This window comes from Psychrobacter luti, from assembly GCF_014192115.1.
GTDB lineage: Bacteria > Pseudomonadota > Gammaproteobacteria > Pseudomonadales > Moraxellaceae > Psychrobacter > Psychrobacter luti.
This window is the reverse complement of the sequence record NZ_JACHXL010000005.1, coordinates 114,465-140,995: the sequence shown is the minus strand read 5'-3', so window position 1 is coordinate 140,995 and position 26,531 is coordinate 114,465. Positions and strand designations below refer to the sequence as shown.

Genomic DNA, 26,531 nt, shown 5'->3' with positions numbered 1-26,531 from the left:
ATGTTCGTGATATAAATATTCTTATAGATTATTTGATTTACCAAATATCTCTTTACGGTTTCTTCAGCATAGCTGATTACGATTAATCCTAATATTAAGTTGAAGGCATCAAAGAGTTTTTATCTTATTAAAGTATAAAGATTACTTCCAAAATATGTATTTATATATGTACTTACGTAATGTTATGTTATAACATAATGAAAATTCCGATACTGATTTACACTCATAACCTTTAATTTTGGTACTCTCATGTCTCAAGCTTTTAATATCAATAAGTTAAAAGAGCCTTATTACGCTCCTATATCTTCCTTTAATATCAATATTAAACAGGCAACGGTTATATTCTCAGTGACTGCTGCTCTAGGCATGGCAAGCTTACCAGTCATGGCAGAAGAAACTCAGTCAGCAGACATTGAGCTTACTACCTCTACTGATAATGGGGTATCCGATATGGCGATACCTTCAACCACTTTAGATACTATTGTTGTCACCTCCAATCCTTTACTACCTCAGACAAATGAGATGGCAACAGCAACCAGTATTATTACTGGCGATACTCTAGATTCTCAAGTGAATAGCACCCTTGGTGATGCATTAGAAAATGAGATAGGTGTTTCTACTGACAGTTTTGGACAAGGCGCAAGTCGCCCGATTATTCGAGGACAGAGCGCACCCCGTGTTCAAGTCATGCAAAATGGTCTGACTGTTCAGGATGCCTCACAGATTTCCCCAGACCATCAAATATCAGTACCCGTATTGGGTGCGAGACAAATTGAGGTTATTAAAGGCACTTCAGCATTGATATACGGTGGCGGTGCTATAGGCGGAGTGGTCAATATCGTCGATGACACCATTCCAAACCAATCGTCAAAGAAAAACCTGAACGGTAAAGTTTCTTTAATCGGTCAACAAGCCACCGATGGGTATCTTGGTTATGCGGAACTTAATGGCAATATTGGTGATAACTGGCTTTGGAGTGGGCGTTATCAAAAAACGGACAAAGGCAATATTCAAGTACCACATTGGGACACGGATGAGATTAGTAACAGTTGGTATACCCAAGATAATGGCAGTATCGGGTTGTCTTATGTGACTGATTTAGGGTATATCGGCGGTTCGTATCAACGTCAGTCCTCAGAATATGGTCTGCCATTCCATGTCCATAGCGAGTGCTCGCCTGACAATAACAATCCTAATAAACTCAGCTGCGCAGGTGGGCACGACCATGACCACGATCATGGCGAAGCGCCTTATGTTGATTTAACTTCAAACGTCTATCAGCTCTATGCTGAGCGGCAAATACCTATGACAGGGGTTGATAGCATCAATGCGAAGGTTAGTTATACGGATTATCGCCATGATGAGATAGATGAAGGTGTGGCTGGCACTACTTTCAAAAACAGTGCCATTAATGCCCGTACCCAAGCAACCCATGCGACTTATAAAACGGGCAATTTAGGTTTTATGAAAGGGGTGGTTGGATTAGATTACACCAATAGTGAGTTTTCAGCGGTGGGACTAGAAGGTTATCTTCCGAAAACGGATCGTACTCAAGTAGGTATATTTTTTATTGAGCGACTCACACCGAACTATTTTGGTGCAAAAATAAAAAATGTAGATAAGTTTGCCGACAGTACGTTTTCATCATCTGATAAACATGCGGGGCACAATCACGGTGATAGTGAGGACTTTACTGATAAGAGTACTAGCACTAACGCCATCGTAAGCAAACAAGGTAAAAGTCCTTGGTACATCGAATTTGGAGGTCGTCAAGATTTTCAAAACCTGACCGATACCGAAAACAACATCGACAAAGCACATACTGGTACTTCTGTCAGCTTAGAAGGGGGTAAATACCTTACGCCTAATACACAACTGTCTGCAAGAGTCAGTCACTCTGAAAGACTACCTTCCTCACAAGAGTTGTTCTCTAATGGCGCCCATCTCGCAACCAATACTTGGGAGCGCGGTAATGACCAATTAAATAAAGAGGCCACCAATGGTGTAGAACTTACATTACGCTTTGACAATGGCGATAGCTTTGAGACCAGTGTGTCTGCTTTTTATAATGACAGCAAAAATTATATCTACGCTAAAACACAAGATCTCGTTACAGAAGGAGAGTCCGCAGGTTTTAGATTGGTTGATTACGTTCAAAACGACGCGAAACATTATGGTGGTGAAATTCAATCTCGCTACCACCTCAATAATAGCATCAGTATCGGCAGCTTTGCTGATATCGCATTGATAACGCTAGATAGTAATAATCTCACAAGTAAATATGCCCCAAGGTTAGTGGCACCTCGAATTGGTGGTGATATCACGACTCAATTTGGTCAGTTCGATTTGGTACTTTCCGGATACCATCGCTTTGAGCAAGACCACATTGCTGATTTTGAAACCAACACGCCCAGTTATAACATGATTGACGCGAAGCTTGTTTATCATAGCCCTAACGCTTATGACTATACCGCTTTCCTAGAAGTTAATAACCTGCTAAACGAGTTGGCATACAACCATGCCTCTTATCTAGTTGAACATGTACCTAGGCCAGAGCGTTCATTAAATGCTGGGATAACCTATCGTTTTTAACCATCAGTTATTTAAGTGTTGGCTTTTCCAACTTTTTAGCAGTAAGTAGTGAAAATAATACCCATGAATGGAGTACCTTTATGATTCAAGTTCACCCACTAAGTAAATCTATTGCGCTAGCTTTATCTACTTTGTTGACAGTTGTAGCGCTTAGTGGTTGTGGCGCAGATGATGATCGCAAAACACCAACAACGCAACCAGAACACGAACACGATCATGAACATGAACATGAACATGAACATGAACATGAACATGAACATGACGAAGAGTCAGATGTAAGCGCTGAGCTGAGTCAAGGACGGATACTGATTACTGAAAAAGAGACTAATAAAGCTTATGTATATAGTCTTGCTCAAAACAAAGTGATTCAAAATTTCGACTTAACAGGTCAAGCTGATGCCCTACGAACCAGTCCAAATGGTAATTACGTACTAGTATTCGACCGTATCAATCAAGGGGTGAATTTCTATCATAGTGGGCTAGAAATTGAAAATCATGGTGATCATGATCATCCTTATGCTCGGGATGTCACGAAAATGCCACTACAGTTAAACTATGCTCGTCCGGTACATTATCAAACGTATGGTGAGCAAGCAGGATTGTTTTTTGATGGTTTGGGTGCGACAGGTAATCTAATAGAGAATCCCACACAGGCGGCTGGATTTGCACTAGTGACAGATACAGACATTACAAATGGTAAACTTCTTTATCAAAAATTAAATACCAACATGCATGGTACTGCAGAACCTCGCGGGAATTATATTATTAGCACGGGACGCTATGATACTGTGGGTAGTCCACTCGCTGATACAATTAGTGTCTTTGAGCAGCACAATGACCATTATCATTTAAACCAGACGTTCGATACTAAATGTCAGGGTCTTCATGGAAGTGGAAGTGTCACCGACTATAGTGTTTTCGCTTGTAGTGACGGCATTTTGAGCGTGAAGCAAGCTGGTGATGTGTTCAGCGCTGAGAAAATTACTTATCCTGTCAGCTTGACCAATAGCCAATGTAAAAATGAAGACGGTAGCAATAGCCCTACTCGAATTGGATCGTTTGTCACCAACTATCATCATAACTATTTAGTTGGCACTGCCTGTGGTCAACCGTACCGTATTGATCCTATTAGCAAAAATATTGATCCTATTGTTTGGACGACCAATAATAATCGCCGAGTTGTCAGCTATGATTTTGATGCACATGGCGAACATTTAATGCTACTTGACGATGCAGGGACATTGCATCTGCTAGATGTGACACAGAACTATAAACAAGTAGCTGCATTGGATATTATTCCAAATGGGATCAAAAATTATAGTCATGGTGGGCCATCTTTGATCGTTAATCCAAATACCGAGATGGTTTATGTGCTGGACAGCGAGAATAAACAAATTGTCAAAATTAATCCAGATACTAAAAAAATCGAATCGAAGCTGAAATTGACCTTTGCACCATCGCAGCTAGCTTGGTTCGGTGTGAAAACTGCACACGACGATGAGCATCATCACGACTCATAACTTGTGCTTTTTAAAGACCTAAATCTTTTAAAATGAACCCTATGAGCTACAATTAACTCATAGGGTTTATTTTTTAGCAGAACAAACGCTATATTCGAACTAATAGCACTTGTCGTGGTTTTTAGTTTCAATAAAGGCTTATTTCAACAGCTTCTGCAAAATAGAAAACCGTGAAATAATCAAAAAATCTAATAGAAATATGCTGACTATGGCGATGATTGCTGTTGGAAAAATGATGGCAACCACCAGCAATACCATCATAAACCAGACTGGTATAGACCTCTTAATGCCGCGCGCTGGTGGATTGAGACCGGCGACTTCTTGAGTACTAGGTCGACGTTGCCACCACATTAGATAACCGCTAATACAAATACCAATAACGGCTAGGCAAAAAAGAATATTGGCAAGGACACTCCATAAACCAAGCGTGCCCATATGTATGGCGATACCAGCTGCCATAAATTTGCCAAAAGCATTGTAGTCATCAAAGCGAATATCTACCAAAACCTTACCAGAGTAGCGGTCAATATGTACCGTTCGGTCAGCCGTTGGACTATTCATATCATAGCTCATGGAGTCTTGACTGAGCGTCCAAACGCCTGCGTCGTCTTGCGGGACATTCATATGATAACGGCCTGCAAACCCTATCTCACGGGCATACTGATTCACCGTATCTACATTGATAGGTATAGTAGATGAGATGCCTTCTTTGCCTCTAGTCGTGCCTGATATAGGCATGGGTGTTAGCTCAAGTACCCAAGGCACTTCTTTGGTTTTACCACTATTCAATACACTGCCATGGGTTGGTTCACTATGAGCACCATGAACATGGGGTTTAGCCTCGTTCATATCCATAGAAGAGTGGGGTTGCTTGGGATCAACGGAAATAGGCACAGGAGCCACCCCCCATTTGCCCGCAGGAAACTGACTCCACGACTGCACCACTTTCTCGCCCCAAATACCTGCCCATGCCATTCCTGATATACAGAAAAATAATAGCAGAATAGATATCCAGCTCCCTAATGTTGCGTGAATAGTACGAAAAAATGAACGTTTTCGTCTTAGGCTTGTACTATCGTCAGGCACTAACATCGCTTTAACAGATTTGCGTTTGTGCCACCATAAATACCAACCTGTCAAAATCATCAAAATGGTTAGAGACGCAGTAGTTTCTTGAATATAGTCACCCACTGTCCCTAGTAGTAAATCACCATGAATCTCATCAAACGTATGATATAAATTACCGCTGGTCGGTATATTTTTTACGATATCAGCGGTGTATGGGTTAACCGCTACCATGTTGTCTTGATTTTCTGATCTCACTTGGAATACAGCGACTGTATCTGACTCACGAGGCGCAATATATTTAACTAGCGTGCTATCAGGAAGCGTTTTCAGCGCTACTTTAGCTTGGGTAGAGACAGGAATCTGTACCGTAGATTGCGGTGTGACTGTCAAACGATCATTATCGCGGCCCGTTGTATTAGACATAAGCAACATGCCAAGTGCGCTACAAGCAAGAATAATCAAAAAAGGCGCTATAAAAATACCTGAATAAAAATGCCAACGCCATACGGTAAAATAATGCTGATTGGTATTTGGCTTTTGGTTACTTCCACTCATCAATAAATCCTCTATAGTTATTAATCATACAGCTCTGTTCTCAAATCGACGGTCATCATCGGGCGTACTAAAAATACTGCGTTTTGCAACCTGCCACGCTGTTGAAGTTATATTAGGAACAGAAGCTTTGAATTCTTTGCAAACTACCTATCTAAGAGGTGTCCTTTATTGCTCGTGGTTCATTTGTTCATGATTCATTTGTTCATGATTCATATGTCCATGCATATTGGACATGACCATAGGCACAGCGATAACGGCCAGTCCAGATACCATCATAATTGCGCCATTTAATTGGCGTAAGTGCAAACGCCCAATGTGATGCCGTACCCAATTAACGGTCTCATGAGTAGCAACCAGCATGGGTACAGTGCCAAGCCCAAAAGCGAACATTAAAACAGCACCTGTTAGTGGATCATGACCGACAACGGCAATCAGTAACGCACCGTATACCAGACCACAGGGTAAAAAGCCCCATAGCAAACCCGCTGCTAATGCTTTGGGAATGGTATTTAAAGGAAATACTTTTGTGCGTAGCGGTGCCAAGGTTTGCCAGAATCGCATACCAAATCGCTCAAGCTTGTTTAAAAAAGGCAGACCGAGCATCGTCAATCCCACAAAAACCAACACTAACCCAAGTAGAATACGAGGTGTGCTATTACCTACCATTAACGGTGTTAACACGGTGGTGCCGATCAAACCTGCAATTAATCCTAATAGCGCATAACTGAGTAATCGTCCTAGATGATAGGTGGCAATAAGACCACGCTTTTTCGCTGGGCTGATGTCTTTCATAGACAGTCCAAACGCTGCGACAATACCACCACACATACCCAAACAATGCGGTGAACCGAAAAAACCCATTAATAATGCTGCAATTAACAATGCCATAGTCATAAAAATGACTCCTAAAACATAGCGTAAATAAGATCAGACTTTCAGTTTTATATACCACAGTGCAGTCCGAGCAATTTATCTGCCCAGATTAGGTATTTACTGAATATTTTCTGACATAAATTGAGAGTACTTTGAGCACGATATTTTAGATAAGCGCGCATGAACTGGCATATCAAGCAGAGCATAAAATAAGCTCGGTGATTGATAGCATGTCATTAATGCTCTATAAAATATTGAACTATAGGTAGTTATGTGGCTATGGCTTGTGGAGGTGCGCGTGCGAGGGGTCGTAGAAAATTACTAGGATAGTAGGTTATTGAGTGATATAAAAAAGGCTCTAATACCGCTGGCAGTTCAATCAAGGCTGAGTCAGTATGTGCAAAAACTTCTGGCACAAGCAGCGCAGACATAGAAATACAAAGATCACAGCTAATATGTTTTATAGAATCTGGATCAGAACTGTCAATGTTAGCATCGCTAAGCGATTGTTTTGATGAGGCTTTTACATCAGCAATGATTGCTGACTTAGCGGTTGCAGGGGATTTTAAAAAGTTGGGTGCGCTATGATGGTGTATATGATAAGCCGCACTATCATCAGGTAGGCTATGTTCTGTTTGAGCAACATCAGTCTGTATCCGCTCATACTGCCTAGCTAGCGAGACAATTGGTGCAAGTTTTACACAGATGCCTTGACCCAAATGAGCGTTGTCATTCCATAAAGGGGTCAATAATACGGTGGCATGCATGATCCAAGCAAAACATGACAACAGCATGCCGAACCATAAAGTCACTGGTGATGAGTATCTTAGAACAAGCTTGCGACGCTTAGTAAGCATGATACGGTCGTCATATTACCAGCCATTTTTACGCGGGTAATATTTATGTATAAAGACTTTATAATCGATACATTATAGAAAAAACACCTAACAAAATATATAGAATCATTAAGAGTGACATTCTATGACAATGATTGAGGGCTTTACAAGCGTTGCATAATCATTATTATCTGCTACCTTTTTAATAGCTTCTGCTTTAAAAGTTGCACTGTAGCTTTTACGATTCTTAATGATGATAAACGCCTATTAATAAACTTAGTTTATCAAGTTTTTTTCTATGGATTTGACTGCAAGGGAAAGCATGCCAGTAGGACCGAAAACTCTATGAGAGCGACCTGATGAAGAGATGTCAGAGATTTTTATCCAAGGCTTATAATCGGCGAACTCACCTCGAACTCCACCTTCTTTAAGCCATTTTTCTTGTTTTTCTTGAGAGCATAAAAAATCCTTGCTGTGGTATTAAACAACAGCAAGGGTTAATAGTTAAGTCAATAGTATGATAGCTAATTATCCAGTATGAATCTTTATTACTCGCTTACAAAAATGTCAGCGAAAAAGTAAATATTATTCGACTGTTACTGATTTTGCGAGGTTACGCGGCTGGTCTACATCCGTACCACGCATCACCGCTACATGATATGACAACAGCTGCACCGGTACACTGTAGACGATAGGGGCAAGCGTTTCACACACATCAGGCACATAGACCACGTGCATTCTATCTTCTGCAACCATCTTGCTTTCTTCACTGGCAAATACAAACAACTCACCATGACGCGCATGTACCTCTTGCATGTTGGCTTTCAGCTTATCAAACATACTATCTTTAGGCGCTAGCACCACGATAGGCATGTCTTTATCGACCAATGCCAATGGTCCGTGCTTTAGCTCGCCTGCTGCATAGCCTTCAGCATGAATATAAGAGATTTCTTTTAGCTTTAGAGCGCCTTCTAAGGCAATAGGGAACTGTAAACCACGACCTAAAAACAAGCAGCTTTTCTTATATTCAAAATGCTCACTCATGACTTTGATAGGTACATCAAGGTTTAAGCTGGCATGGAGTTGACCGGGTAATTGTTGCAGTTGACCAAGCAGAGTAGTCAAGTTGTCGCCAGTCATACGCTCTTGCACGACACCTACTTTTAAGACCAATAGCATCAAAGCGGCTAGCTGAGTGGTAAATGCTTTGGTAGAAGCAACGCCGATCTCGGGGCCTGCAAGCGTTGGTAAAAAGATATCCGTCTCACGTACCAAAGACGATGTCGGGACATTACATAAGGCTAAGCTGACTAGACCTTTTGGCGTGTGCTTTTGAATATCACGTAGCGCCGATAATGTGTCTGCCGTTTCACCAGATTGAGAAATACAAATAACTAACGTGTTATCGACGACAACCGGATTGCGATAGCGGAATTCACTAGCAACCTCGACCGAACAAGGCACACGAATCAGGCTCTCAAACCAATATTTTGCCACCAAACCTGAGTGATAACTGGTACCACAAGCGATAACTTGAACATGCTTAATACCTTTTAATTGCGCTTCATGACGCTGTAAAAAGTCGTCGCGTAATTTAGAGGTTGTACCGTTATCGACTGCCATCTCAACGGTTCTTCTGACAGCATCTGGCTGCTCATATATTTCTTTGAGCATATAATGCTTAAACTCGCCTTTATCGGCATTATGCTGGGCGGCGTCAATTTCATGTATCTGACGTTTTACTTCAACACCATCGGCATAAACCTGAATGCGACTGCGCGTCAATTTGGCGATATCGCCTTCCTCTAGGTACATAAAGCGATTGGTGACCGGTAATAGAGCCAATTGGTCAGAGGCAATAAAGTTCTCACCGATACCGACGCCAATTACTAGAGGCGAACCTAAACGGACGGTAATCAGCTCTTCTGGGCAGTCGATATGTACAATACCAAGGGCAAAAGCGCCATGTAATAAAGGAGTAACGGCGCGTACCGCTTCTAGTAAATCAGGCGTTGTTTTGTAGATGTCATTGATTAAGTGGGCAACGACTTCGGTATCGGTTTGCGAGGTAAACTCATAGCCTTTAGCAATCAGCTCTTCTTTTAACTCAGCATAGTTTTCAACGATACCGTTGTGGACGACAGCGATTTTACCTGACACGTGTGGATGAGCGTTACGCTGAGCAGGTTCGCCATGAGTCGCCCAACGTGTGTGGGCAATACCAATATGACCATCGAAAAATTCAGGATTGACTGCGACGGCATCGACCAGCGCTTGCACTTTACCCACTTGACGCTCGCGATGTAACTCACCATTACGAATGACAACCAAACCAGCGGAATCATAACCACGGTATTCTAGGCGTTTGAGACCCTCAAGTAAGATATTGGCGATATTACGCTCAGCCACTGCTCCAACGATTCCACACATAACTATTCCTTAAATTCGATGTTTCATGTTTTGATTGTTCAATGCTTAGATGTTTTGCGATTATGTTCAGTTATCAAATAATAGAAATTTATATTAGGTCAGTGCGAGGCTTTTGCGCTAACATCCTGACGCTATAAATATAAGGAAGCAGCATCACAAAGATTGTCATGCTGCTTAGTATTATCTAAATTAATATTATTAAAAACGTATTTGACTGACTGTCACTATTTTTCTTTTTTAGTCGGACGCTGGAAGTCATTTTTCTGGGTTTGGCGTGCGCGCCCAAAGGCTAATGCTTTACTATCAACGTTTTTGGTAATCACTGAACCTGCAGCAACCGTTGCGGTATCACCAATGGTTACTGGCGCGACCAAACTGGCATTAGAGCCAATAAACGCGTTATCTTCGATAATGGTTTGCGATTTATTTACGCCGTCGTAATTACAGGTAATAACACCCGCGCCGATATTGACGTCGGTACCGACCGTCGCATCGCCGACGTAGCTTAAGTGATTAACCTTGCTGCCATAACCGATAATCGATTTTTTAATTTCAACAAAATTACCAACCTTGCTATTGTCAGATAATACGGTTTCAGGACGCAGATGGGCAAAAGGACCAACATCAACACCTGCACCAATCTCAGCACGATCAATCACGCAATAAGGTTTGATATGACAGGCATTACCAATACGGGCGTTTTTGATCACACAGCCCGCTTCGATATAAACGTTATCACCTAAGACGCAATCGCCCTCGAACACCACGCCAACATCAACGAACACATCTTGACCGGGAGTTAAAGTACCACGAATGTCGACGCGACTTGGGTCGGCGAACTGGACACCGGCTTCTTGCAGGTCTGCAACCAATTTGCCTTGCCACGTGCGCTCTAAGCTGGCAAGTTGTTGGCGGTTATTGACGCCTTCAATCTCAAAGGTATGCTCAGGCTCAATCGCAACGATATTAATGCCTTCAGCAACCGCCATTTTAACAATATCAGTCAGATAGTATTCTTGCTGCGCATTGTCATTAGACAGTTTTGGCAGATATTTATGCAATAACGCATTATCAACGCAGTAAATACCGCTATTAATCTCTTGGATTTTTTGCTCATCGGCGCTGGCATCTTTTTGCTCGACGATAGCTGCGATATTGCCGTCTTCATCACGTTTGATACGACCGAGACCAAAAGGGTTTTCAACCGTCAAGGTCAACATCGACATACCGTTAGTATTGGCAGATTTTAATGCCGTTAACGTCTGGCAGCTGACCAATGGCACATCACCATAGAGAATCAGACTTTGCCCTTCTTTGGGTAAGTCAGACAGCGTCACTTTTACCGCATGTCCTGTCCCTAACTGCTCAGTCTGGGCAACCCAAGTGATAGGCAGGTGCGCATATTGCTCACTAATATCTGCTTGGACCTGCTCGCCACCAAAACCATGAACGATGATGGTGTCATCAACGGTTAATTGATGACAAGTATCAAGGACATGACCCAGTAACGACTTGCCAGCCAGTGTCTGCAGCACTTTTGGCTTGGCCGATTGCATACGCGTGCCTTTGCCCGCAGCGAGGATAATTACCGAAAGAGGAGATGTCATAATAGCCTACAAATGTAACAAAATATAAGTCTGAATTATAACGTAAATCGTCATTTAACCAAAATGCTATGTCGTGACATCTTTGTAACCTCTATTGCTTGTAATTAGGTTATAAAGTCCTTAGCAGTTGGCTAGCGTCAAAAATGCAGCACTAAAAAGTGGGCACGTCAAAAACGACCATGGGCTATAAAAGATAATGGATTATCAAAGATAATAGGCTATAAGATATAACAACGTGGCTAATGGGCTAATTGAAGAAGAGTGGTATAAATAAGGACCCAAACGGCTGCTGCCATGATACCGGCGATAATGTCATCGAGCATAATGCCTAGACCGCCCGCGACTTTTTTATCTGCCCAGCCAATCGGTGGCGGCTTAATAATGTCAAAAAAGCGGAATAATATAAAGGCAATAATAATCGCTAAAATAGAAGAGGGTTGGGCGATATTTTGCCAAAAACTACCGTCAGCAATACCCATATACGATAGCGGCAGTAGGGTAAGCCACATACCGGCCCATTCATCCCAAACAATATGCGGGTTATCATGGCCACCCATCAGCTCTGAGGTACGACCGCATATCGCATTACCAAGCAAACAAGCTAAAATGGTAATAACCAAAAATGGTACAAAACCTAAGCTTAATAATGGCATTGCAACGATTAGACTTCCAACCGTGCCCCAAGTGCCGGGTGCACGGCGAGGCAAACCACTGCCTAAGCCGATACCAAGCCAATAAATAAAACGGTCAGGCAGACTCGCATTGGCTGGTAGAGGCGGGCAATCATTGGCTTTACGGATATCAGGCTTAGATAGGTTGTGATCAATCATGGGTTAACCTGCAAAATGTTGATAACCCGTCAGATTGGGCCAAGTAGAAAAGGGGGCAGGATGGGCCGCTGTGACTGGCTGTCCTTGATAAAAAAGCTCTAGTCGTAAATTTGTAGCAACATCTGTGTGGTTTACAGCTATTACTTCACCGATACAGGTTACAGGCGTATTGCTACTATTCTCAATCGGTGGCTCGATATGGGCAGGCAAGGTAAAAGCCAGCTCATAATCATCACCGCCCGCCAGTTGACATAATAAGCGTCCAGTTAACTCAGTGCTTCCCAATGCTTTACTGGTAGGCAGCTGCTCAAGATGAATGCGCATACCAACGTTACTTTGCTGGCAGATATGACCAAGGTCTTGATACAGACCATCAGAGATATCTATCATTGAAGTTGCACCAAGTTTAGCGAGTGCTGCACCTAAGGCAATACGTGGGGTTGGCATATGCAGCCGATGTGCAAGCTCAATACCGACAGCATTATCAGGATGCTGTAGCGCATAAGCGGCATCGCCAAGCGACCCTGAGACATAGATTTTATCACCAACTTGCGCGCCTGAGCGATATACAGCTGGCGTGTTGGTATCAAGCAATCCTTGCGCGCTGACACTGAGTATCAAGCTATCACTGCGCGTGGTATCACCACCAATAAGTGTAACCCCGAATAGCTGGCAGGCATGAAATAAACCTTTGGCAAATTCGGTCAGCCATGGCTCATTTGCCAAACGCTCAGGTAAGGCTAATGCCAATAAAATACTATGCGGGGTCGCACCCATGGCGGCAATATCTGAGACATTTACTGCGACGGCTTTATAACCGATGGCAAATGCCAGTGTATTTACTTGCTCCCAATCAGCGCTAAAGTGACGACCTTGAACGAGTGTATCAATACAGCTGACCAAGCGCGCGCCTGCAGGCAAGCTCATTACCGCGGCATCATCACCAATGCCTTTTTCGACATTGCTAGACAATGACGGCGCAGCTTGCATTTGCGAAAATATGCGCTCAATCAGCTCAAACTCGTTCATAATTAGTCTTTACTTTTTGCATCAGTATCATCTGATACAGTGTTATCTAAGTTGTCTGACGTAGTATTATCTAGCTCAGTATCGTCTAGCTCAGTATTATCTAACGAGCTGCTATCTGCGGCAGCATCTTCTGAGTCAGTGCTAACAACATTAGAATCATGTAGCGCAATATCGGCGGTGCTATTGTTCTCGTTACTGTCTTCATCGCTATCTGCGCTACTATCTAAGCTGCTGTCTTCGTTAGTAACATTATCAGCCGCATTGCTTTTAGCGCCAAGCTGTTCATTAACGATAGGGTCGGTAGCAACGACATCTTTTGCCGCTTCGTTTTGCTTACCTATCTTATAATCAATGATATTTGCTAATGCTTTACTGGCGCTATTGCGTTTAACACTGGCATTATTGGCGCTGATACGTGGTTTGTTTGAAGCAGTTGACGTGCTGTCGAGATCAGATTCAGCAGTGGTTTCATTAGCTTCTTCAACATTAGTAGATTGAGCTTCAGCCTGCTTAGTCTTAGATTGAGTAGTCGCTTTTTGTGACGTGCGTAGATTGGCTTTGCTATCTGCTTCTACTTCAAGCACACGCAATTCAACCGCCATTTTATCAAGGACAGCATTAATCAATTTATGCGCATCAGTAGCGCCAAAATGATTATTCAACTTCATTGCCTCATCAAGCACCACTTTATACGGAATCTCTAAGCGGTTTTGTAGCTCATACGCGCCAATTAATAAAATAGCGTGCTCGACGGTATCAAGCTTATCGATTTCACGATCAAGATGTTGACTGATTAGCGCATCAAGGGCGTCAATCTGCTCTGGAATGTCACGCATCATTTCATGATAGTAGCCGATATGTACGGTATGCATGGCATTGGTTGCACGAGTACGAGCAGCGATATCGTGTGGGGCATTGGCTTTCCAGCCAAGCTTGCCATCGATATCAAAACGGCGGTCAGTGACGAGCCATTCGTATAGACCTTGCATCGCAAAGCGACGTGCCTTACGCACAGCGGTGTGGCTGGTCTTATAAGTTGTTTCACTCATATCGAAGGTTTGATCGCCCGCACTACTGCTTGCGATACGTGTCGCTTCAGCCTGTCCATCAGTGAGTTGTGCGGTTTGCGCCGCGCTAATAGCGCGCTTGAGTTGGTCAGTCATAAGGGGTTTGTACCTAGGTTTTAAACAAATATGTGATAAGCAATTATGGAATAAGCAATAGCATAGAATATTTTAAATAGTAATCGGCTGACAGCTATGACAGTCGAGTGTTACATCGACGCTTGCTAGCGCCATTTACCATGTTCTTTCTAGCAACATTCTATGTGAAATTGTTCTGTGGAGCATTGTTCTTTGTAGCAATGGCACTATGGCTATTTATAACAAACCATAGCTTATAAAGAACCACAGTGCCTATTAAGCTGATTAAATAATCAAAAATGATCTATAAAATGACGGTTTAATTAGCGTCATTGTTAAGCATCATTATTCAGCATTGTCACTATTATCTAAGCATTGTCGCTACTATCATAATCATCATCAATATCTAACTGTGATAGTACCGCAATCATCTCTAACACGACCATCGCAGCTTCTGAGCCTTTATTACCGGCTTTCGTACCAGAGCGCTCAATCGCTTGCTCGATGCTGTCAGTGGTCAATACACCGTTTGCTACCGGAATATTATAGTCGATAGCAACACTGCTTAAGCCTTTAGCTGATTCGCTGGCGACAAAGTCAAAATGCGGCGTACTACCACGGATAATCGCGCCTAAAGCAATGATAGCATCAAAGCGGTCAGACTCAGCAGCGCGCTGGGCAACCAATGGCAACTCAAATGCACCCGGTACACGAATCACGGTAATGTTGCTACCCAAAACGCCATGACGTAGTAGGGCATCAATTGCGCCATCTACCAATGACTCAACGACAAAACCGTTAAAACGACCAACGACGATACCGATACGCGCATCTTCATTTTGATGTAAATTACCATCGATATGGGTCACATCATTGCGCTGCTGTTGTAAATTCGACATAAAATTATCCTTTGCTGAATGGGCTTTTAATATAAAAATATAGAAATCTATATATAACGCTGGGTTCAAATAGTTTGTCTAACCGGTTAATTATCCGTTAAATAAGGCGTTAAATGAACGAAAATCAAATGATAATAAGTAGTTAGCGCTATGATAACATTTTTTACCGTTGCATTTGTATTTTACAAAGGCGTTATAAGCGCATTGCTATGCCTTGTGCTGCCATATATTCTTTCGCTTCTTGCACCGTATATTCGCCAAAGTGAAAAATACTGGCAGCGAGCACGGCATCGACGCCGCCTTCTAATACGCCTTCGGCTAAATGCTGCAGATTGCCAACGCCACCTGAAGCAATAACGGGCACATTCACACGGCTGGTAATTTGCTTCATTAAGGCCAAATCATAGCCTTTTTTGGTGCCATCACCATCCATAGAAGTTACCAATAATTCACCAGCGCCAAGCTCAGCCATTTTGCTCGCCCAAGCGACCGCATCAATGCCTGTTGGCTTACGACCGCCATGGGTAAATATTTCCCAGCGTGGCATGATGATGCCATCAACTTCAATGTCCGCAACGCGTTTGGCATCGATAGCAACGACGATACATTGATTGCCAAATTTCTGCGCCGCTTCACCGACGAACTCAGGGGTAAATACCGCCGCAGAGTTAATCGCCACTTTATCGGCACCGGCATTGAGCAGGTTACGAATATCAGCAATCTTACGCACACCGCCACCAACCGTTAATGGTACAAACACAGTTTCTGCCATACGCTCAACGGTATGATAAGTGGTATCGCGCTCATCATTGGTCGCCGTAATGTCTAAAAAAGTAATCTCATCAGCGCCTTGTTCGTTATAGCGCTTAGCGACTTCAACAGGGTCGCCGGCATCTTTGATATCGACAAATTGTACGCCTTTGACCACGCGTCCATTATCAACATCCAAACAAGGGATGATACGCTTTGCTAACATAGGGTCTTTCACCTTATAATCAATTCATTCTTTAAGCGCTAGTCTAGCAAAATCACCGCCATATCAGGCAGATTTTCACAAGATTATTATGCTTTTAACCAAAGTTTGCTCATGCGCGGTACAATCACTGTCATTACCGTACCTATTTACCTTATTATTCCATTGCCATAAGTGAGATGTCATGTCTGTCTATACCCAGTTAACCGATGACCAGTTTGCCACCTTTTGCCAGAGTTTTGGCGTGTCATTCGCGCGTGCCATTCCGATTACCCAAGGTATCAAAAACTCTAACTGGTTTATTCAGACGACTGACGATGTAGATGGCTCGCACTCTTATGTATTTACTCTATTTGAAGAGCGTCCACCAGAAGACATCGAAAAAATGGCGGTCATCTTAAATCAATTGGATGGTAAATTGCCGGTAGCGGCGCCGTTAGCATTGCTTGATTTAGGCGCTGATAGCGCAGAAAAATGCTATGTCATTCACTACGACAATAAAGCAATTACGTTAGTGCCATGCCTAGCAGGGTCGCACCCACAACAAACCACGCAAGCAATGTGTCATGAGATTGGCGCCGCTTTAGCGATGCTACATGAGACTTTGCAAGCATTACAGCCTGCGGAAGAATATGGCGTACCTTTATATCCATGGGCGGAAGTACGCGACCGTGAAAGGCAGTTTATGCCCGGTGACGAAGCCAAATTGATGAGCGACATTTGGCGCGCTTACTCAGATTTACCGCTTGCAACTTTGCCAAAAGGCTTATGTCATTTAGATATGTTTGCTGATAATACCTTATGGAATCTACAGAAAGGCGAAGAGCGTCTGACAGGGTTGTTGGATTTTACCGAAGTCAGCGTCGAACACTATGTGATGGATATTGCCATTACCATTAATGATTTTTGCACCACATGGGGCGATGCTGAGCAGGGTGAGTCGGTGAATTTTGACCGCAATAAAATGGCCGCTTTTTTGCAAGGCTATGAGTCAAAACGCTCACTTGGCGAAGATGAAAAACGCGCCTTACCAGTGATGCTCGCAAAAGCGGCGGTGATTTTTTGGCTATTACGTTTAAACGTTATTCATTATAACCGTACTGAAGGTCGCACTGGCGATAACATCATGGTCAAAAATCCTGACTTGATGAAGCGTCTAGCCGCTTACCATTGGTCACACGTTGAAAAATCACAAAATACGGTACTTGTGCTGTTAGCTATTGATAATAAAACCGAAAAGCCAATAGCTGGTATTTTTAGCAATATTAGCCAAGCTGAACAAGCACGTGATAGTTTAAGTAATAGCATTGAGTTTGTAATCAAAGAATATACGCTCGACCAATTGGCATAGATTGTTTTTTTTGACCATTCCTGTATCAAAACCATAAAGGCGAATCCCATGACCGATCAAGTTGATAACTGGCACAAACTGGCACGCTACGATACCAATATGCAAGGCGAGCTGCATGCCAATCTGCTGCGTAATAACGGTATTACGGTGTCTCTGCAACCGCTGAGTGCCATGCCCGGTATGAATTCTGGGATTGTGCTGTGGATACAGGATACTGATTTGGCGCATGCGCAGCGTATCTTGGCGAATATTGACACCGATGGGGCAACGCCTTATGAGATGTTTGATGAAGTGTCAGAAACTGGCTCAATCTCTACTTTAAATTCTGCAAAAGACGACAACAACGGCGGTGAAGTATAAATGTGTCAACTCTTAGGGATGAACTGTAATACCCCAACCGATATCGGTTTTAGCTTTGCAGGCTTTCGTCGTCGCGGCGGCATGACTGATAGCCATGAAGATGGCTTTGGTATTGCGTTCTTTGAGCGTAGCGAATGCGATTCGGGTAATGCTTCGACTGGCCTGCGTCTGTTCCATGATAATAAACCAAGCCATTTATCGCCTGTTGCCGATTTGGTTAATAATTATCCGATTAAAGCCATGAATGTTATCGCTCATATCCGTAAGGCGACCCAAGGGCAGAACTGCTTGGCGAATACCCACCCATTCGTCCGTGAAGTATGGGGCGAGCAGTGGGTATTTGCACATAATGGGCAGATGAATAGCGAGTTTATTAAACGCTGTCAACGCTTGCAAGATAATGGTAATGCCTCACATTGCCAGCCAGTCGGCAATACTGATTCTGAAATGGCGTTTTGTTATCTCGTTAATCGCCTAAAAAGTAGCTTTAAAACTCGCCCAGATGATCAGACGCTGTTTAACTTTTTGACCACCCAATGTCGTTATTTATCTGCTAATGGTTTGTTTAATTGCCTGATATCGAATGGTCAATGGCAGCTGGCTTATGCTGGCAGCTTATTGTTTTATCTCACGCGCCAAGCGCCATTTGGTGAAGCAAAACTGGCTGATGATGATTTAGCCATTAACTTTAGCGATGTGACTACCGACACGGATAAAGTGACGATTCTAGTTACTGTGCCATTGACTGAAAATGAAAAATGGCAGCAGTTGGCGGTCAATGAATGCTTAATATTCCAAGATGGGGATGTCATTTATAAAGACAGCCCAAGTCAGCGTAAGTTTTTGACGATTGAAGAAGGTATTGCAGTGGCACGCGCTGTTGGGGCGAGTGTTTAGAGTTGGAAAATAGTTAATATTGTTTAAATATCAGTTAGATATAAGCACCACAACAGCGCTTAAACTTCTCACCCGAACCACAAATACACGGCTGTTTCTGTGTGACAGACATAGAAACGGTCGGATCCAAAAAGTACCAACTCGCATCATTATCAGCTTTGTTTTTTGTTTTTACAAAAGCAGATAATTCATGATGCGCCTGTAATCCTTCAGGCGTCTTGAAGTAAGCCTTAAATTCAACTTGCGCATGGTGCTTACCCAGCTTCGTCGTGTGCGCGACGATTTCCAATCCTGCCCAATCCGTCTCTTTTGCCCAACTCTCAATTGCCTGAATATCTAGTAAGTTTTGCTGCGAGGGTAACGTGGTTTTGATGATATATTCTGGAACGACCAAGACAAAGGCACTATAACGCGTGCGCATCAATCGTTCAGCAGAGTCTGGCTTTGCACCATCAATTTTATCAGCTTCGTTATTTAAAAGCCCGTCATGATAAGGTTGACAGCAATCTTGATAAAGTAGCGGCGCGCTGATGTCATCCGATGATGGATTGATTTGGCAAGGGCAGATTGGCAGGGAAATTGACATTATTTACTCAAGTTGTTATTTATATTATTAGCGATTTATAAGTTTCAATTGAGCCAGTTCTTTATCAATTCTGGCCATAGACCGAGTTTAAGCTTTGCCCAAGGTGCGGGGTCCCGTAGCTGTTGCCAAAACTCATCAAACGGCGGCGCAAAATACACCAAGAGTGCAAGGATAACGTACAGTAACAGATACCACCATTTGTCTTTATGCTGATAGAACTTCATCGCTGTACCCGATGAGCGCTTCATTTTCATATTGGACAAATTCACACTATATAGCTCATCCAATGCCAAATGTACCATCGCGCCGCCAAATAAAAACAAGCCGTAAAACCAGCTAGCCGTCAAAGGTAAGTGTAAAATATCGTAGCTGACATAGGTCATTCCAAGCCCCATTATCGCCATATAGGGCACCGAATGAATGACACCGCGATGCACGGTCATATTAGTAAAAATCGAAAACACCACATAACGCATCAAGCCGTAGCCGGCCAACCATAACGCTATCAGCGCCAGTAAACTCAGCTCACTACGCCAATGCATCACCAAACCAAAGGCAAAAATAAACGAGGTAATATTAAACCCAAGCTTAATCGGCGTTGAATTATCAGAATCCAAATCAGGCAACAGTCCCCCGATGGTACCGAGCGCCACGCACATTAAGAACCCTGAATCATCAATCAATCCGGCTTTATAAACCATTAGACTCATCGTACCACTGACCATGAACGCGACATTTAAGTGGGTTTTAAAATTTGCCATAAAAACTCATCAATAAGTAGCGCGCGAAATATCATTTCGAGCCGCTTGTCTAGCCGTAAAAAAGCGCTCCATGATACCATAGCCAAGCCAGTCGTCTAATAGAGATAACCAATATGACCGCCACTGATTTACCTGCCAAGCCTTATCCAACTGCTTCTTCTGACGCTTCTTTCGATGTGCTTGTTAATGTACCTGTTGAATCTTCTATTAATAACCGGCCTGCATGTGTTAGCACGCTTGATGACAGCTTTGCGGCTATTGACTGGCAAGCGCCATGGCTCTGTCACTTAAATCAGTTAGGCTATATAAGTAAAGCCATCACAAAGCTAAGTGGCTTAAAAAATGAGCTTGCTCAGACAGATATAATTGAGAATACGCCTGATATTATCGCCAAGGTTTTAAGTAAAGGGTTACAGAAGCAGGCTGACACCTTACAACAGGCACTGCCGCAAACCAAACCGGCACTAGACAACCAAGCTAAAACCTTACAATTTGTCTCACAAGATGCGCTGCCAGCAGGCGAGGCGTACGAGAGTTTTATCGGTACGACCGGTAATATTCCGACGCGTGATAATCTGCATGACTTATTTAACGGTAGTATTTGGCTGACCTTTCCAAAGACTAAAGCCTTGCTGAATTATTATCATATGCTTGAAATTGAGCAGCAAGGTATTGGGAGCAGTCGAGGACGCGTTCGCGATACCATTACGGTGTTTGATGAAAATGGCGCAATATTGGTGACAGCAGAGCCTAGTATCGGTGAGGCGTTGATTGATTTTGATTGGCAAGGAAGTTTAGTTGCACCACGTGACAAGTGGGATAAACCGAAAGCGCTAAGTAGCGACTCGCAAGCTGCAGTTTATATTTTTGGTCATGCGCTGTTAGAGAAGCTACTTCAGCCGCGCAAAGCATTATGTGCCCATAGTATTGTGATAAATGTCATGCAAGACTTTTTTGCCTTATCGTTATCTGAGCGCATCGGTCACTTGGATCAGAAAGTAACTGACTATATGGACGCTCTATTATCACAGCCGGATGTAACACCGCGCAAACTGTCTCCATTGCCTATTTTGGGTGTGCCACACTTTTGGTCAGAAAATGCCCATTCGAGCTTTTATGATGACAGCCAAGTCTTTCGTAGCGGTCGTCGTCATAAAGCATAAATGCAATCATTGTTGTTAAACGTCTAAAGCATTGTTACGTTTACGATTGTGCCACGATTCAACACCATCTAGACGTTAACAAAGCACGGGTTATTTGTTATGGTAAAAGGACGTTACTGTTAAACGCTAAAGAGATGCTTATAACTTTTGTTAATGTCGCTTTATTAATAAAATCGTCATTAACACGCAATTGGTTAGAGTAACAGCACAGTTGGCTATTGTTCAACATTTTCCTATTGTTAGTAATTAAATATAGCCATTCAATTTAACAAATCCATTTAATTTAAGAACAACTAAAACACCATCTATTTAGCCACCAGTTATCAGCATAGATACTTATTGATTGATAGTAATATTAGTTCAAAAGTCATTTATGTTCAGGATCCATAACAACGATAAGGAAGCTACCATGAGTGATATTTTTAATGTAAAAGACACCATTTCTGTCGCGGGTAAGGAACATACCTATTACAGCCTGCCAAAGCTGACCAACACTTACGAGAACATCAGCAAACTGCCATTTTGTATGAAAATCGTCTTAGAAAACCTATTACGTAACGAAGATGATGGCCAATCTGTCGGCAAAAATCACATCGAAGCGGTTGCCAATTGGGATGCAGGCGCAGAAGCGTCAAAAGAAATTGCTTTTATGCCAGCACGAGTGGTGCTACAAGATTTCACCGGTGTACCATCAGTAGTAGATTTGGCAGCGATGCGTGATGCAGTGGTTGAGCTTGGTGGTAATGCTGAGCAAATTAACCCGTTTATCCCAAGTGAATTGGTCGTTGACCATTCTGTACAGGTCGATGCTTATGGTCGTGAAGACGCGCTAGATTTAAACGAAAAAATTGAATTTAAACGTAATAATGAACGTTATGAGTTTTTGCATTGGGGTAAAAATGCCTTTAAAAACTTTGTCGTCGTGCCACCAGCAACCGGTATCGTGCATCAGGTTAACCTTGAATATCTAGCCCGTGTGGTAATGGCTGCTGATGTCGACGGTGAGTTGACTGCTTATCCTGATACGGTGTTTGGTACAGACAGTCACACTACCATGATTAATGGTATTGGTGTCCTTGGTTGGGGTGTTGGCGGTATTGAGGCAGAAGCAGCAATGCTTGGTCAACCATCATCGATGCTGATTCCACAAGTCGTTGGCTTTGAGCTAAAGGGTAAATTGACCGAAGGCGTTACTGCAACGGATTTGGTATTGCGTGTGGTTGAGATGCTACGAGCGCATGGCGTGGTTGGTAAATTCGTCGAATTCTATGGCGAAGGCTTGCACAGCATGCCACTGGCTGACCGTGCAACGATTGCCAACATGTCACCAGAGTATGGTGCGACTTGCGGTATTTTCCCAATTGACCAAATGGCGATTGATTATCTGCGTCTATCTGGACGTGAGGAAGCGCAAATTGAATTGGTTGAAAAGTATGCCAAGGCGCAAGGCTTATGGCACGATGCCGACACGCCAGCTGCGACTTACTCAAGTAAGCTAGAGTTGGATTTGTCATCAGTACAGCCAGCACTTGCCGGCCCTAACTTGCCACAGCAGCGTATCAACCTATCTGATATGCATGAAAAATTTGGTGAAACCTTGACGGCGATGACCAAAGACCGTAAGAAAGAAGTTGAAGCCAAAGTTCGCTTTGATGAAGAAGGCGGTAAGCAAGAGCAAGCAAAAGCATTAGCGGCAAAACCTAATCCTTTTTGCGCGGAAGGCAGTACTTATTGCACGGTAAAAATTGAAGACGAAGAGTATAGATTGCGTGATGGTTCTGTCGTTATCGCGGCGATTACTTCTTGTACCAATACCTCAAACCCAGCAGTCATGATTGGCGCAGGTCTGGTTGCGAAAAAAGCAGCGGCAAAAGGCCTGACAGCTAAACCATGGGTCAAGACCTCCCTTGCTCCAGGTTCAAAAGTAGTGACTGATTATCTTGAAAAATCTCAGTTAATGGATGAGCTAGAGAAAATCGGTTTCTATTTAGTAGGTTATGGCTGTACTACTTGTATCGGTAACTCAGGTCCGCTATTAGGAGCGATTGAAGAGGCTATCGAAGAAGGCGATCTAGTTGCCGCTGCCGTACTGTCAGGTAACCGTAACTTTGAAGGTCGAATTCACTCACATGTAAAAGCCAGTTACTTGGCATCACCGCCATTAGTGGTTGCTTATGCGCTGGCAGGTACGGTTGATATTGACTTGACTACCCACCCTTTAGGACAAGACCTAGACGGTAATAATGTATTCCTAAAAGATATCTGGCCGACGTCAGATGAGATTAATGAGCTGATTGCCAATAATATCGACGCTGATATGTTCCGCAAAAACTACGGTGAAGTGTTTGATGGTAGTGCAGCATGGAACGCCATTAGCTCAGCTGATAGTCAGCTGTATCCATGGAGCGAAGAGTCTACTTACATTAAGAACCCACCGTTCTTTGATGGTATGACCATGGAGCCAGAAGGTATCCCTGATATCGAAGGCGCACGTATTCTAGGCCTGTTCGGTGATTCAATCACCACTGACCATATCTCGCCTGCTGGTAATATCGATGCAGACTCTCCTGCAGGTAAGTACCTGCAAGAGCGCGGTGTGATGGAAGCCGACTTCAATAGCTATGGTTCACGCCGTGGTAATGATGCGGTCATGACTCGCGGTACCTTTGCCAATATCCGTATTAAAAATACTATGATGGGCGGCAAAGAGGGCGGTTATACCTATTACTTTAACGGTGATAGCGCCACGCTACAAGATGGCAAAGAAATGGCTATCTATGATGCGGCGATGAAGTATAAAGAAGACAAGCGTCCGCTAGTAGTCCTTGGCGGTGCAGAATATGGCTCTGGCTCTAGCCGTGACTGGGCAGCGAAGGGTACGATTTTGCTCGGGGTAAAAGCGGTATTGACCAGCTCATTTGAGCGGATTCACCGCTCAAACCTAGTCGGTATGGGTGTCTTGCCATTGACCTTTAAAGATGGTGAAAATGCTGCGACTTATAACCTAGACGGTTCTGAGGTGCTTAGCATCACGGGTCTAGATAATGGCGAAAGCAAAACCGCCAAGGTTACGGCTACACGTGCAGATGGTTCGTCTGAGAGCTTTGATGTCAATGTTATGCTACAAACGCCAAAAGAGCGCGAATACGTGCGTCACGGCGGTGTATTGCACTATGTACTACGTCAATTGGCAGCTGAAAGTAAAAACGCTGCTTAATAATTGATTAGATTTAAAATAAAAAAGCCCAGTCGTGATGACTGGGCTTTTTTATGGGAGCTTCTCATGCTTTTATCGTTTTAAGGCTTAAGCCTTCTCAGTCAAAAGCTTGACCCCCATGCCAATAAATATCACACCACTTATTCTATTTAAAATCACTTCTATAGTAGGATTTTTACGCAGGTTTTCACTGAATTTTGAGGCTAATAAAGCTAAACACGTGCACCATATAAAACCCGTTGTAGCAAAGGTCAGACCAAGAAATAAAAGCGACAGCATACTATTGGCATAACTGGGGTCGATAAACTGAGGGAAGAATGCGAGAAAAAATAGAGCAACTTTTGGATTAAAGGTATTAGTGATAACCCCTTGCTTATATATCTGCCATCTATCTAATGGCCGAGCAGACGCTATTTTTTCCTCATTAGGTAAATTACTGGCAAGTAAAGGTGTCTGTTTACTAGTCAGCATCTTAGAACCTAGATAGCATAAATAGCTCGCACCAATATATTTCACTAGCGTAAAGGCAAGTGGCGAACTGGCTAATAGTACGGACAATCCAAATGCAGCCAATAAAGTATGAACTAAAATGCCTGAGATGATACCAAGTACCGAATAAAATCCTGCAGTTTGTCCTTGGGACATGCTGCGAGTGATGATGTACATGCTATCGGTGCCAGGGGTTAGGTTTAAAAAAATAGCAGCCATGACAAACCCTAGATAATTCTCAATACCGAACATAGCCAATACATCCTTGTGATAGCTTAAAATATCTATAATTTATAGAGTGCCATTACATTGCATTCTTCAATATTACTAAGAAATTATACAGCTTTGATAGCTGTTTGCAGAAACAACAGACATAGAAAGGCCCAGTCACCGTATGATGACTGGGCCTTTCTATTGTTCGCTTATTAGTCTAATCTGATGCAAAGCAAAAGTGCTAATAAGTGACGCCGAATAGTGGCGTCCCCAGGGGGATTCGAACCCCCGTTACCGCCGTGAAAGGGCGGTGTCCTAGGCCTCTAGACGATGGGGACGCATAGAGTGTTATAACCAGTGGTTACAACGGTACTTCACAATATCAGAGAGCTTATCTATTGAATAGAGAAAGCTGTGCCTAGGTGCTGATATCGTCCTACTAGCGAGTATTTATATCAATTTTCAGTAGTACTGAGCGTTGCGATAAATAGTATGGTGGAGCTAAACGGAGTCGAACCGTTGACCCCTTGCATGCCATGCAAGTGCTCTACCAACTGAGCTATAGCCCCTCGCTAAGAGTGTGCGTATTTTATGTAAGACCAGCAGTCTTGTCAACCGCTATTTGAAAAATAATGCATAAATATGTGAAAAAAAGCGATTTAGTTATTTAATAGCCTTCAATTAGCGCGGATTTTGCTGACTGGCTATCACTTTAATGGCTTTATCTGTAAAGAATTCTTCTTCTGTACCATCTGAAAAAATAATGGCAGCACATTCTGTGGGGATATATTGTCCCCCTTTTTGTTGTACTGTGCTGATTCCTTTAAAGCCTATAATCTCAGACTCATTTAATCGCGCTGATTTACTATAATCAGAGTAAGTCTTATATATCCACTTTAGGTCTTCAAAATCTTGCCCAGTCGTGAGGTTTAGCTTGGCATCGTATAGCTCTTTTACGATTGCATCATAGTATCTTTGTGCTTCTTTTAACGTATTAAAGACATAATCTTTGCTTTCTATCGTGACGGTCTTGGCTACCATTTCTATTTCCAATTTAAATGTTAAATAAATAATCAGTATTCGTATGCAAGTACTGAGAGTAACGTAAAGAGGGGTCAGTAATAGCCTGACCCCTCTTTT

General features: G+C 42.9%; 21 protein-coding genes and 2 tRNA genes. 7 read left to right on the top strand and 16 right to left on the bottom strand.

From position 1 onward, the window contains the following. The first annotated feature begins 249 nt into the window (after positions 1 to 249). Together FHS24_RS10400 and FHS24_RS10395 are read left to right on the top strand one after the other, a co-directional pair. Complete coding sequence (locus tag FHS24_RS10400) at positions 250 to 2,592, top strand: TonB-dependent receptor (protein ID WP_183621071.1); 2,343 nt, start codon at positions 250 to 252, stop codon at positions 2,590 to 2,592. An 80-nt stretch (positions 2,593 to 2,672) separates the two neighbouring features. Next, positions 2,673 to 4,112: a hypothetical protein gene (locus FHS24_RS10395; protein ID WP_183621070.1), complete on the top strand. Its 1,440-nt coding sequence runs from the start codon at positions 2,673 to 2,675 to the stop codon at positions 4,110 to 4,112. A 138-nt stretch (positions 4,113 to 4,250) separates the two neighbouring features. On the opposite strand, the gene FHS24_RS10390 is transcribed toward FHS24_RS10395, so the two are convergent. The 10 genes from FHS24_RS10390 to hisF form a co-directional block, all read right to left on the bottom strand. Then, positions 4,251 to 5,735 (bottom strand): PepSY-associated TM helix domain-containing protein, encoded by a 1,485-nt coding sequence (locus FHS24_RS10390; protein WP_183621069.1) that lies wholly within the window; start codon positions 5,733 to 5,735, stop codon positions 4,251 to 4,253. 165 nt (positions 5,736 to 5,900) lie between these two features. After that, the gene (locus tag FHS24_RS10385) at positions 5,901 to 6,629 is read right to left on the bottom strand and encodes a sulfite exporter TauE/SafE family protein (protein ID WP_183621068.1); all 729 of its coding nucleotides are present in this window, start codon (positions 6,627 to 6,629) and stop codon (positions 5,901 to 5,903) included. Between the two features lie 248 nt (positions 6,630 to 6,877). Then, a complete protein-coding gene (locus tag FHS24_RS10380) occupies positions 6,878 to 7,465 on the bottom strand; it encodes a hypothetical protein (protein ID WP_183621067.1) in 588 nt (195 codons plus the stop codon). Between the two features lie 564 nt (positions 7,466 to 8,029). After that, on the bottom strand, positions 8,030 to 9,874 hold the full coding sequence (glmS, locus tag FHS24_RS10375) for a glutamine--fructose-6-phosphate transaminase (isomerizing) (protein WP_183621066.1): 1,845 nt from the start codon (positions 9,872 to 9,874) through the stop codon (positions 8,030 to 8,032). A 224-nt stretch (positions 9,875 to 10,098) separates the two neighbouring features. Next, positions 10,099 to 11,481 carry a bifunctional UDP-N-acetylglucosamine diphosphorylase/glucosamine-1-phosphate N-acetyltransferase GlmU gene (gene glmU / locus FHS24_RS10370; RefSeq protein WP_183621065.1) on the bottom strand — a complete coding sequence of 461 codons (1,383 nt, stop codon included), beginning with the start codon at positions 11,479 to 11,481 and terminating at the stop codon, positions 10,099 to 10,101. A 239-nt stretch (positions 11,482 to 11,720) separates the two neighbouring features. After that, positions 11,721 to 12,311 (bottom strand): phosphatidylglycerophosphatase A family protein, encoded by a 591-nt coding sequence (locus FHS24_RS10365; protein WP_183621064.1) that lies wholly within the window; start codon positions 12,309 to 12,311, stop codon positions 11,721 to 11,723. Positions 12,312 to 12,314: 3 nt separating this feature from the next. Continuing rightward, positions 12,315 to 13,340, bottom strand: coding sequence for a thiamine-phosphate kinase (thiL, locus tag FHS24_RS10360; RefSeq protein WP_183621063.1), 1,026 nt, complete (start codon positions 13,338 to 13,340; stop codon positions 12,315 to 12,317). Between the two features lie 2 nt (positions 13,341 to 13,342). Beyond that, positions 13,343 to 14,503: a transcription antitermination factor NusB gene (gene nusB / locus FHS24_RS10355; RefSeq protein WP_183621062.1), complete on the bottom strand. Its 1,161-nt coding sequence runs from the start codon at positions 14,501 to 14,503 to the stop codon at positions 13,343 to 13,345. Between the two features lie 347 nt (positions 14,504 to 14,850). Further along, on the bottom strand, positions 14,851 to 15,381 hold the full coding sequence (gene ribH / locus FHS24_RS10350; protein WP_183621061.1) for a 6,7-dimethyl-8-ribityllumazine synthase: 531 nt from the start codon (positions 15,379 to 15,381) through the stop codon (positions 14,851 to 14,853). 193 nt (positions 15,382 to 15,574) lie between these two features. Beyond that, complete coding sequence (gene hisF, locus FHS24_RS10345) at positions 15,575 to 16,357, bottom strand: imidazole glycerol phosphate synthase subunit HisF (RefSeq protein ID WP_183621060.1); 783 nt, start codon at positions 16,355 to 16,357, stop codon at positions 15,575 to 15,577. A 181-nt stretch (positions 16,358 to 16,538) separates the two neighbouring features. On the opposite strand from hisF, the gene FHS24_RS10340 reads away from it, so the two are divergent. Genes FHS24_RS10340 through FHS24_RS10330 form a run of 3 tightly spaced genes read left to right on the top strand, consistent with a single transcriptional unit; the run spans position 16,539 to position 18,962 of the window. Then, on the top strand, positions 16,539 to 17,705 hold the full coding sequence (locus FHS24_RS10340; protein ID WP_183621059.1) for a homoserine kinase: 1,167 nt from the start codon (positions 16,539 to 16,541) through the stop codon (positions 17,703 to 17,705). Between the two features lie 48 nt (positions 17,706 to 17,753). Beyond that, positions 17,754 to 18,065 (top strand): hypothetical protein, encoded by a 312-nt coding sequence (locus tag FHS24_RS10335; RefSeq protein WP_227671796.1) that lies wholly within the window; start codon positions 17,754 to 17,756, stop codon positions 18,063 to 18,065. Further along, a complete protein-coding gene (locus FHS24_RS10330) occupies positions 18,066 to 18,962 on the top strand; it encodes a class II glutamine amidotransferase (RefSeq protein ID WP_183621058.1) in 897 nt (298 codons plus the stop codon). A 34-nt stretch (positions 18,963 to 18,996) separates the two neighbouring features. On the opposite strand, the gene FHS24_RS10325 is transcribed toward FHS24_RS10330, so the two are convergent. Both FHS24_RS10325 and FHS24_RS10320 read right to left on the bottom strand, forming a co-directional pair. Then, on the bottom strand, positions 18,997 to 19,548 hold the full coding sequence (locus tag FHS24_RS10325; RefSeq protein WP_183621057.1) for a YchJ family protein: 552 nt from the start codon (positions 19,546 to 19,548) through the stop codon (positions 18,997 to 18,999). 44 nt (positions 19,549 to 19,592) lie between these two features. Beyond that, positions 19,593 to 20,309: a metal-dependent hydrolase gene (locus tag FHS24_RS10320; RefSeq protein WP_183621056.1), complete on the bottom strand. Its 717-nt coding sequence runs from the start codon at positions 20,307 to 20,309 to the stop codon at positions 19,593 to 19,595. A gap of 113 nt (positions 20,310 to 20,422) precedes the next feature. Here FHS24_RS10320 and FHS24_RS10315 point away from each other — a divergent pair, with 113 nt between their 5' ends. Continuing rightward, on the top strand, positions 20,423 to 21,472 hold the full coding sequence (locus tag FHS24_RS10315; protein WP_183621055.1) for a DUF3025 domain-containing protein: 1,050 nt from the start codon (positions 20,423 to 20,425) through the stop codon (positions 21,470 to 21,472). 409 nt (positions 21,473 to 21,881) lie between these two features. After that, positions 21,882 to 24,689, top strand: coding sequence for an aconitate hydratase AcnA (acnA, locus tag FHS24_RS10310; protein WP_183621054.1), 2,808 nt, complete (start codon positions 21,882 to 21,884; stop codon positions 24,687 to 24,689). A gap of 87 nt (positions 24,690 to 24,776) precedes the next feature. On the opposite strand, the gene FHS24_RS10305 is transcribed toward acnA, so the two are convergent. From FHS24_RS10305 to FHS24_RS10290, 4 genes are all read right to left on the bottom strand, one after another. Beyond that, on the bottom strand, positions 24,777 to 25,430 hold the full coding sequence (locus tag FHS24_RS10305; RefSeq protein WP_183621053.1) for a LysE family translocator: 654 nt from the start codon (positions 25,428 to 25,430) through the stop codon (positions 24,777 to 24,779). Between the two features lie 223 nt (positions 25,431 to 25,653). After that, positions 25,654 to 25,729 (bottom strand) — tRNA-Glu (locus FHS24_RS10300). 155 nt (positions 25,730 to 25,884) lie between these two features. Next, a tRNA-Ala gene (locus FHS24_RS10295) sits at positions 25,885 to 25,960 on the bottom strand. 112 nt (positions 25,961 to 26,072) lie between these two features. Further along, positions 26,073 to 26,432 carry a hypothetical protein gene (locus FHS24_RS10290; protein ID WP_183621052.1) on the bottom strand — a complete coding sequence of 120 codons (360 nt, stop codon included), beginning with the start codon at positions 26,430 to 26,432 and terminating at the stop codon, positions 26,073 to 26,075. Positions 26,433 to 26,531 lie beyond the last annotated feature (99 nt).

Bases quoted from the DNA above. Each gene is read 5' to 3' on its own strand.
- glmS (WP_183621066.1), bottom strand. From the start codon at position 9,874: ATGTGTGGAATCGTTGGAGCAGTGGCTGAGCGTAATATCGCCAATATC.
- FHS24_RS10335 (WP_227671796.1), top strand. From the start codon at position 17,754: ATGACCGATCAAGTTGATAACTGGCACAAACTGGCACGCTACGATACC.
- FHS24_RS10315 (WP_183621055.1), top strand. From the start codon at position 20,423: ATGACCGCCACTGATTTACCTGCCAAGCCTTATCCAACTGCTTCTTCT.
- FHS24_RS10365 (WP_183621064.1), bottom strand. From the start codon at position 12,311: ATGATTGATCACAACCTATCTAAGCCTGATATCCGTAAAGCCAATGAT.
- FHS24_RS10325 (WP_183621057.1), bottom strand. From the start codon at position 19,548: ATGTCAATTTCCCTGCCAATCTGCCCTTGCCAAATCAATCCATCATCG.
- FHS24_RS10390 (WP_183621069.1), bottom strand. From the start codon at position 5,735: ATGAGTGGAAGTAACCAAAAGCCAAATACCAATCAGCATTATTTTACC.
- thiL (WP_183621063.1), bottom strand. From the start codon at position 13,340: ATGAACGAGTTTGAGCTGATTGAGCGCATATTTTCGCAAATGCAAGCT.
- nusB (WP_183621062.1), bottom strand. From the start codon at position 14,503: ATGACTGACCAACTCAAGCGCGCTATTAGCGCGGCGCAAACCGCACAA.
- ribH (WP_183621061.1), bottom strand. From the start codon at position 15,381: ATGTCGAATTTACAACAGCAGCGCAATGATGTGACCCATATCGATGGT.
- FHS24_RS10330 (WP_183621058.1), top strand. From the start codon at position 18,066: ATGTGTCAACTCTTAGGGATGAACTGTAATACCCCAACCGATATCGGT.
- FHS24_RS10380 (WP_183621067.1), bottom strand. From the start codon at position 7,465: ATGCTTACTAAGCGTCGCAAGCTTGTTCTAAGATACTCATCACCAGTG.
- FHS24_RS10290 (WP_183621052.1), bottom strand. From the start codon at position 26,432: ATGGTAGCCAAGACCGTCACGATAGAAAGCAAAGATTATGTCTTTAAT.
- acnA (WP_183621054.1), top strand. From the start codon at position 21,882: ATGAGTGATATTTTTAATGTAAAAGACACCATTTCTGTCGCGGGTAAG.
- glmU (WP_183621065.1), bottom strand. From the start codon at position 11,481: ATGACATCTCCTCTTTCGGTAATTATCCTCGCTGCGGGCAAAGGCACG.
- FHS24_RS10305 (WP_183621053.1), bottom strand. From the start codon at position 25,430: ATGTTCGGTATTGAGAATTATCTAGGGTTTGTCATGGCTGCTATTTTT.
- FHS24_RS10385 (WP_183621068.1), bottom strand. From the start codon at position 6,629: ATGACTATGGCATTGTTAATTGCAGCATTATTAATGGGTTTTTTCGGT.
- FHS24_RS10400 (WP_183621071.1), top strand. From the start codon at position 250: ATGTCTCAAGCTTTTAATATCAATAAGTTAAAAGAGCCTTATTACGCT.
- hisF (WP_183621060.1), bottom strand. From the start codon at position 16,357: ATGTTAGCAAAGCGTATCATCCCTTGTTTGGATGTTGATAATGGACGC.
- FHS24_RS10320 (WP_183621056.1), bottom strand. From the start codon at position 20,309: ATGGCAAATTTTAAAACCCACTTAAATGTCGCGTTCATGGTCAGTGGT.
- FHS24_RS10340 (WP_183621059.1), top strand. From the start codon at position 16,539: ATGTCTGTCTATACCCAGTTAACCGATGACCAGTTTGCCACCTTTTGC.
- FHS24_RS10395 (WP_183621070.1), top strand. From the start codon at position 2,673: ATGATTCAAGTTCACCCACTAAGTAAATCTATTGCGCTAGCTTTATCT.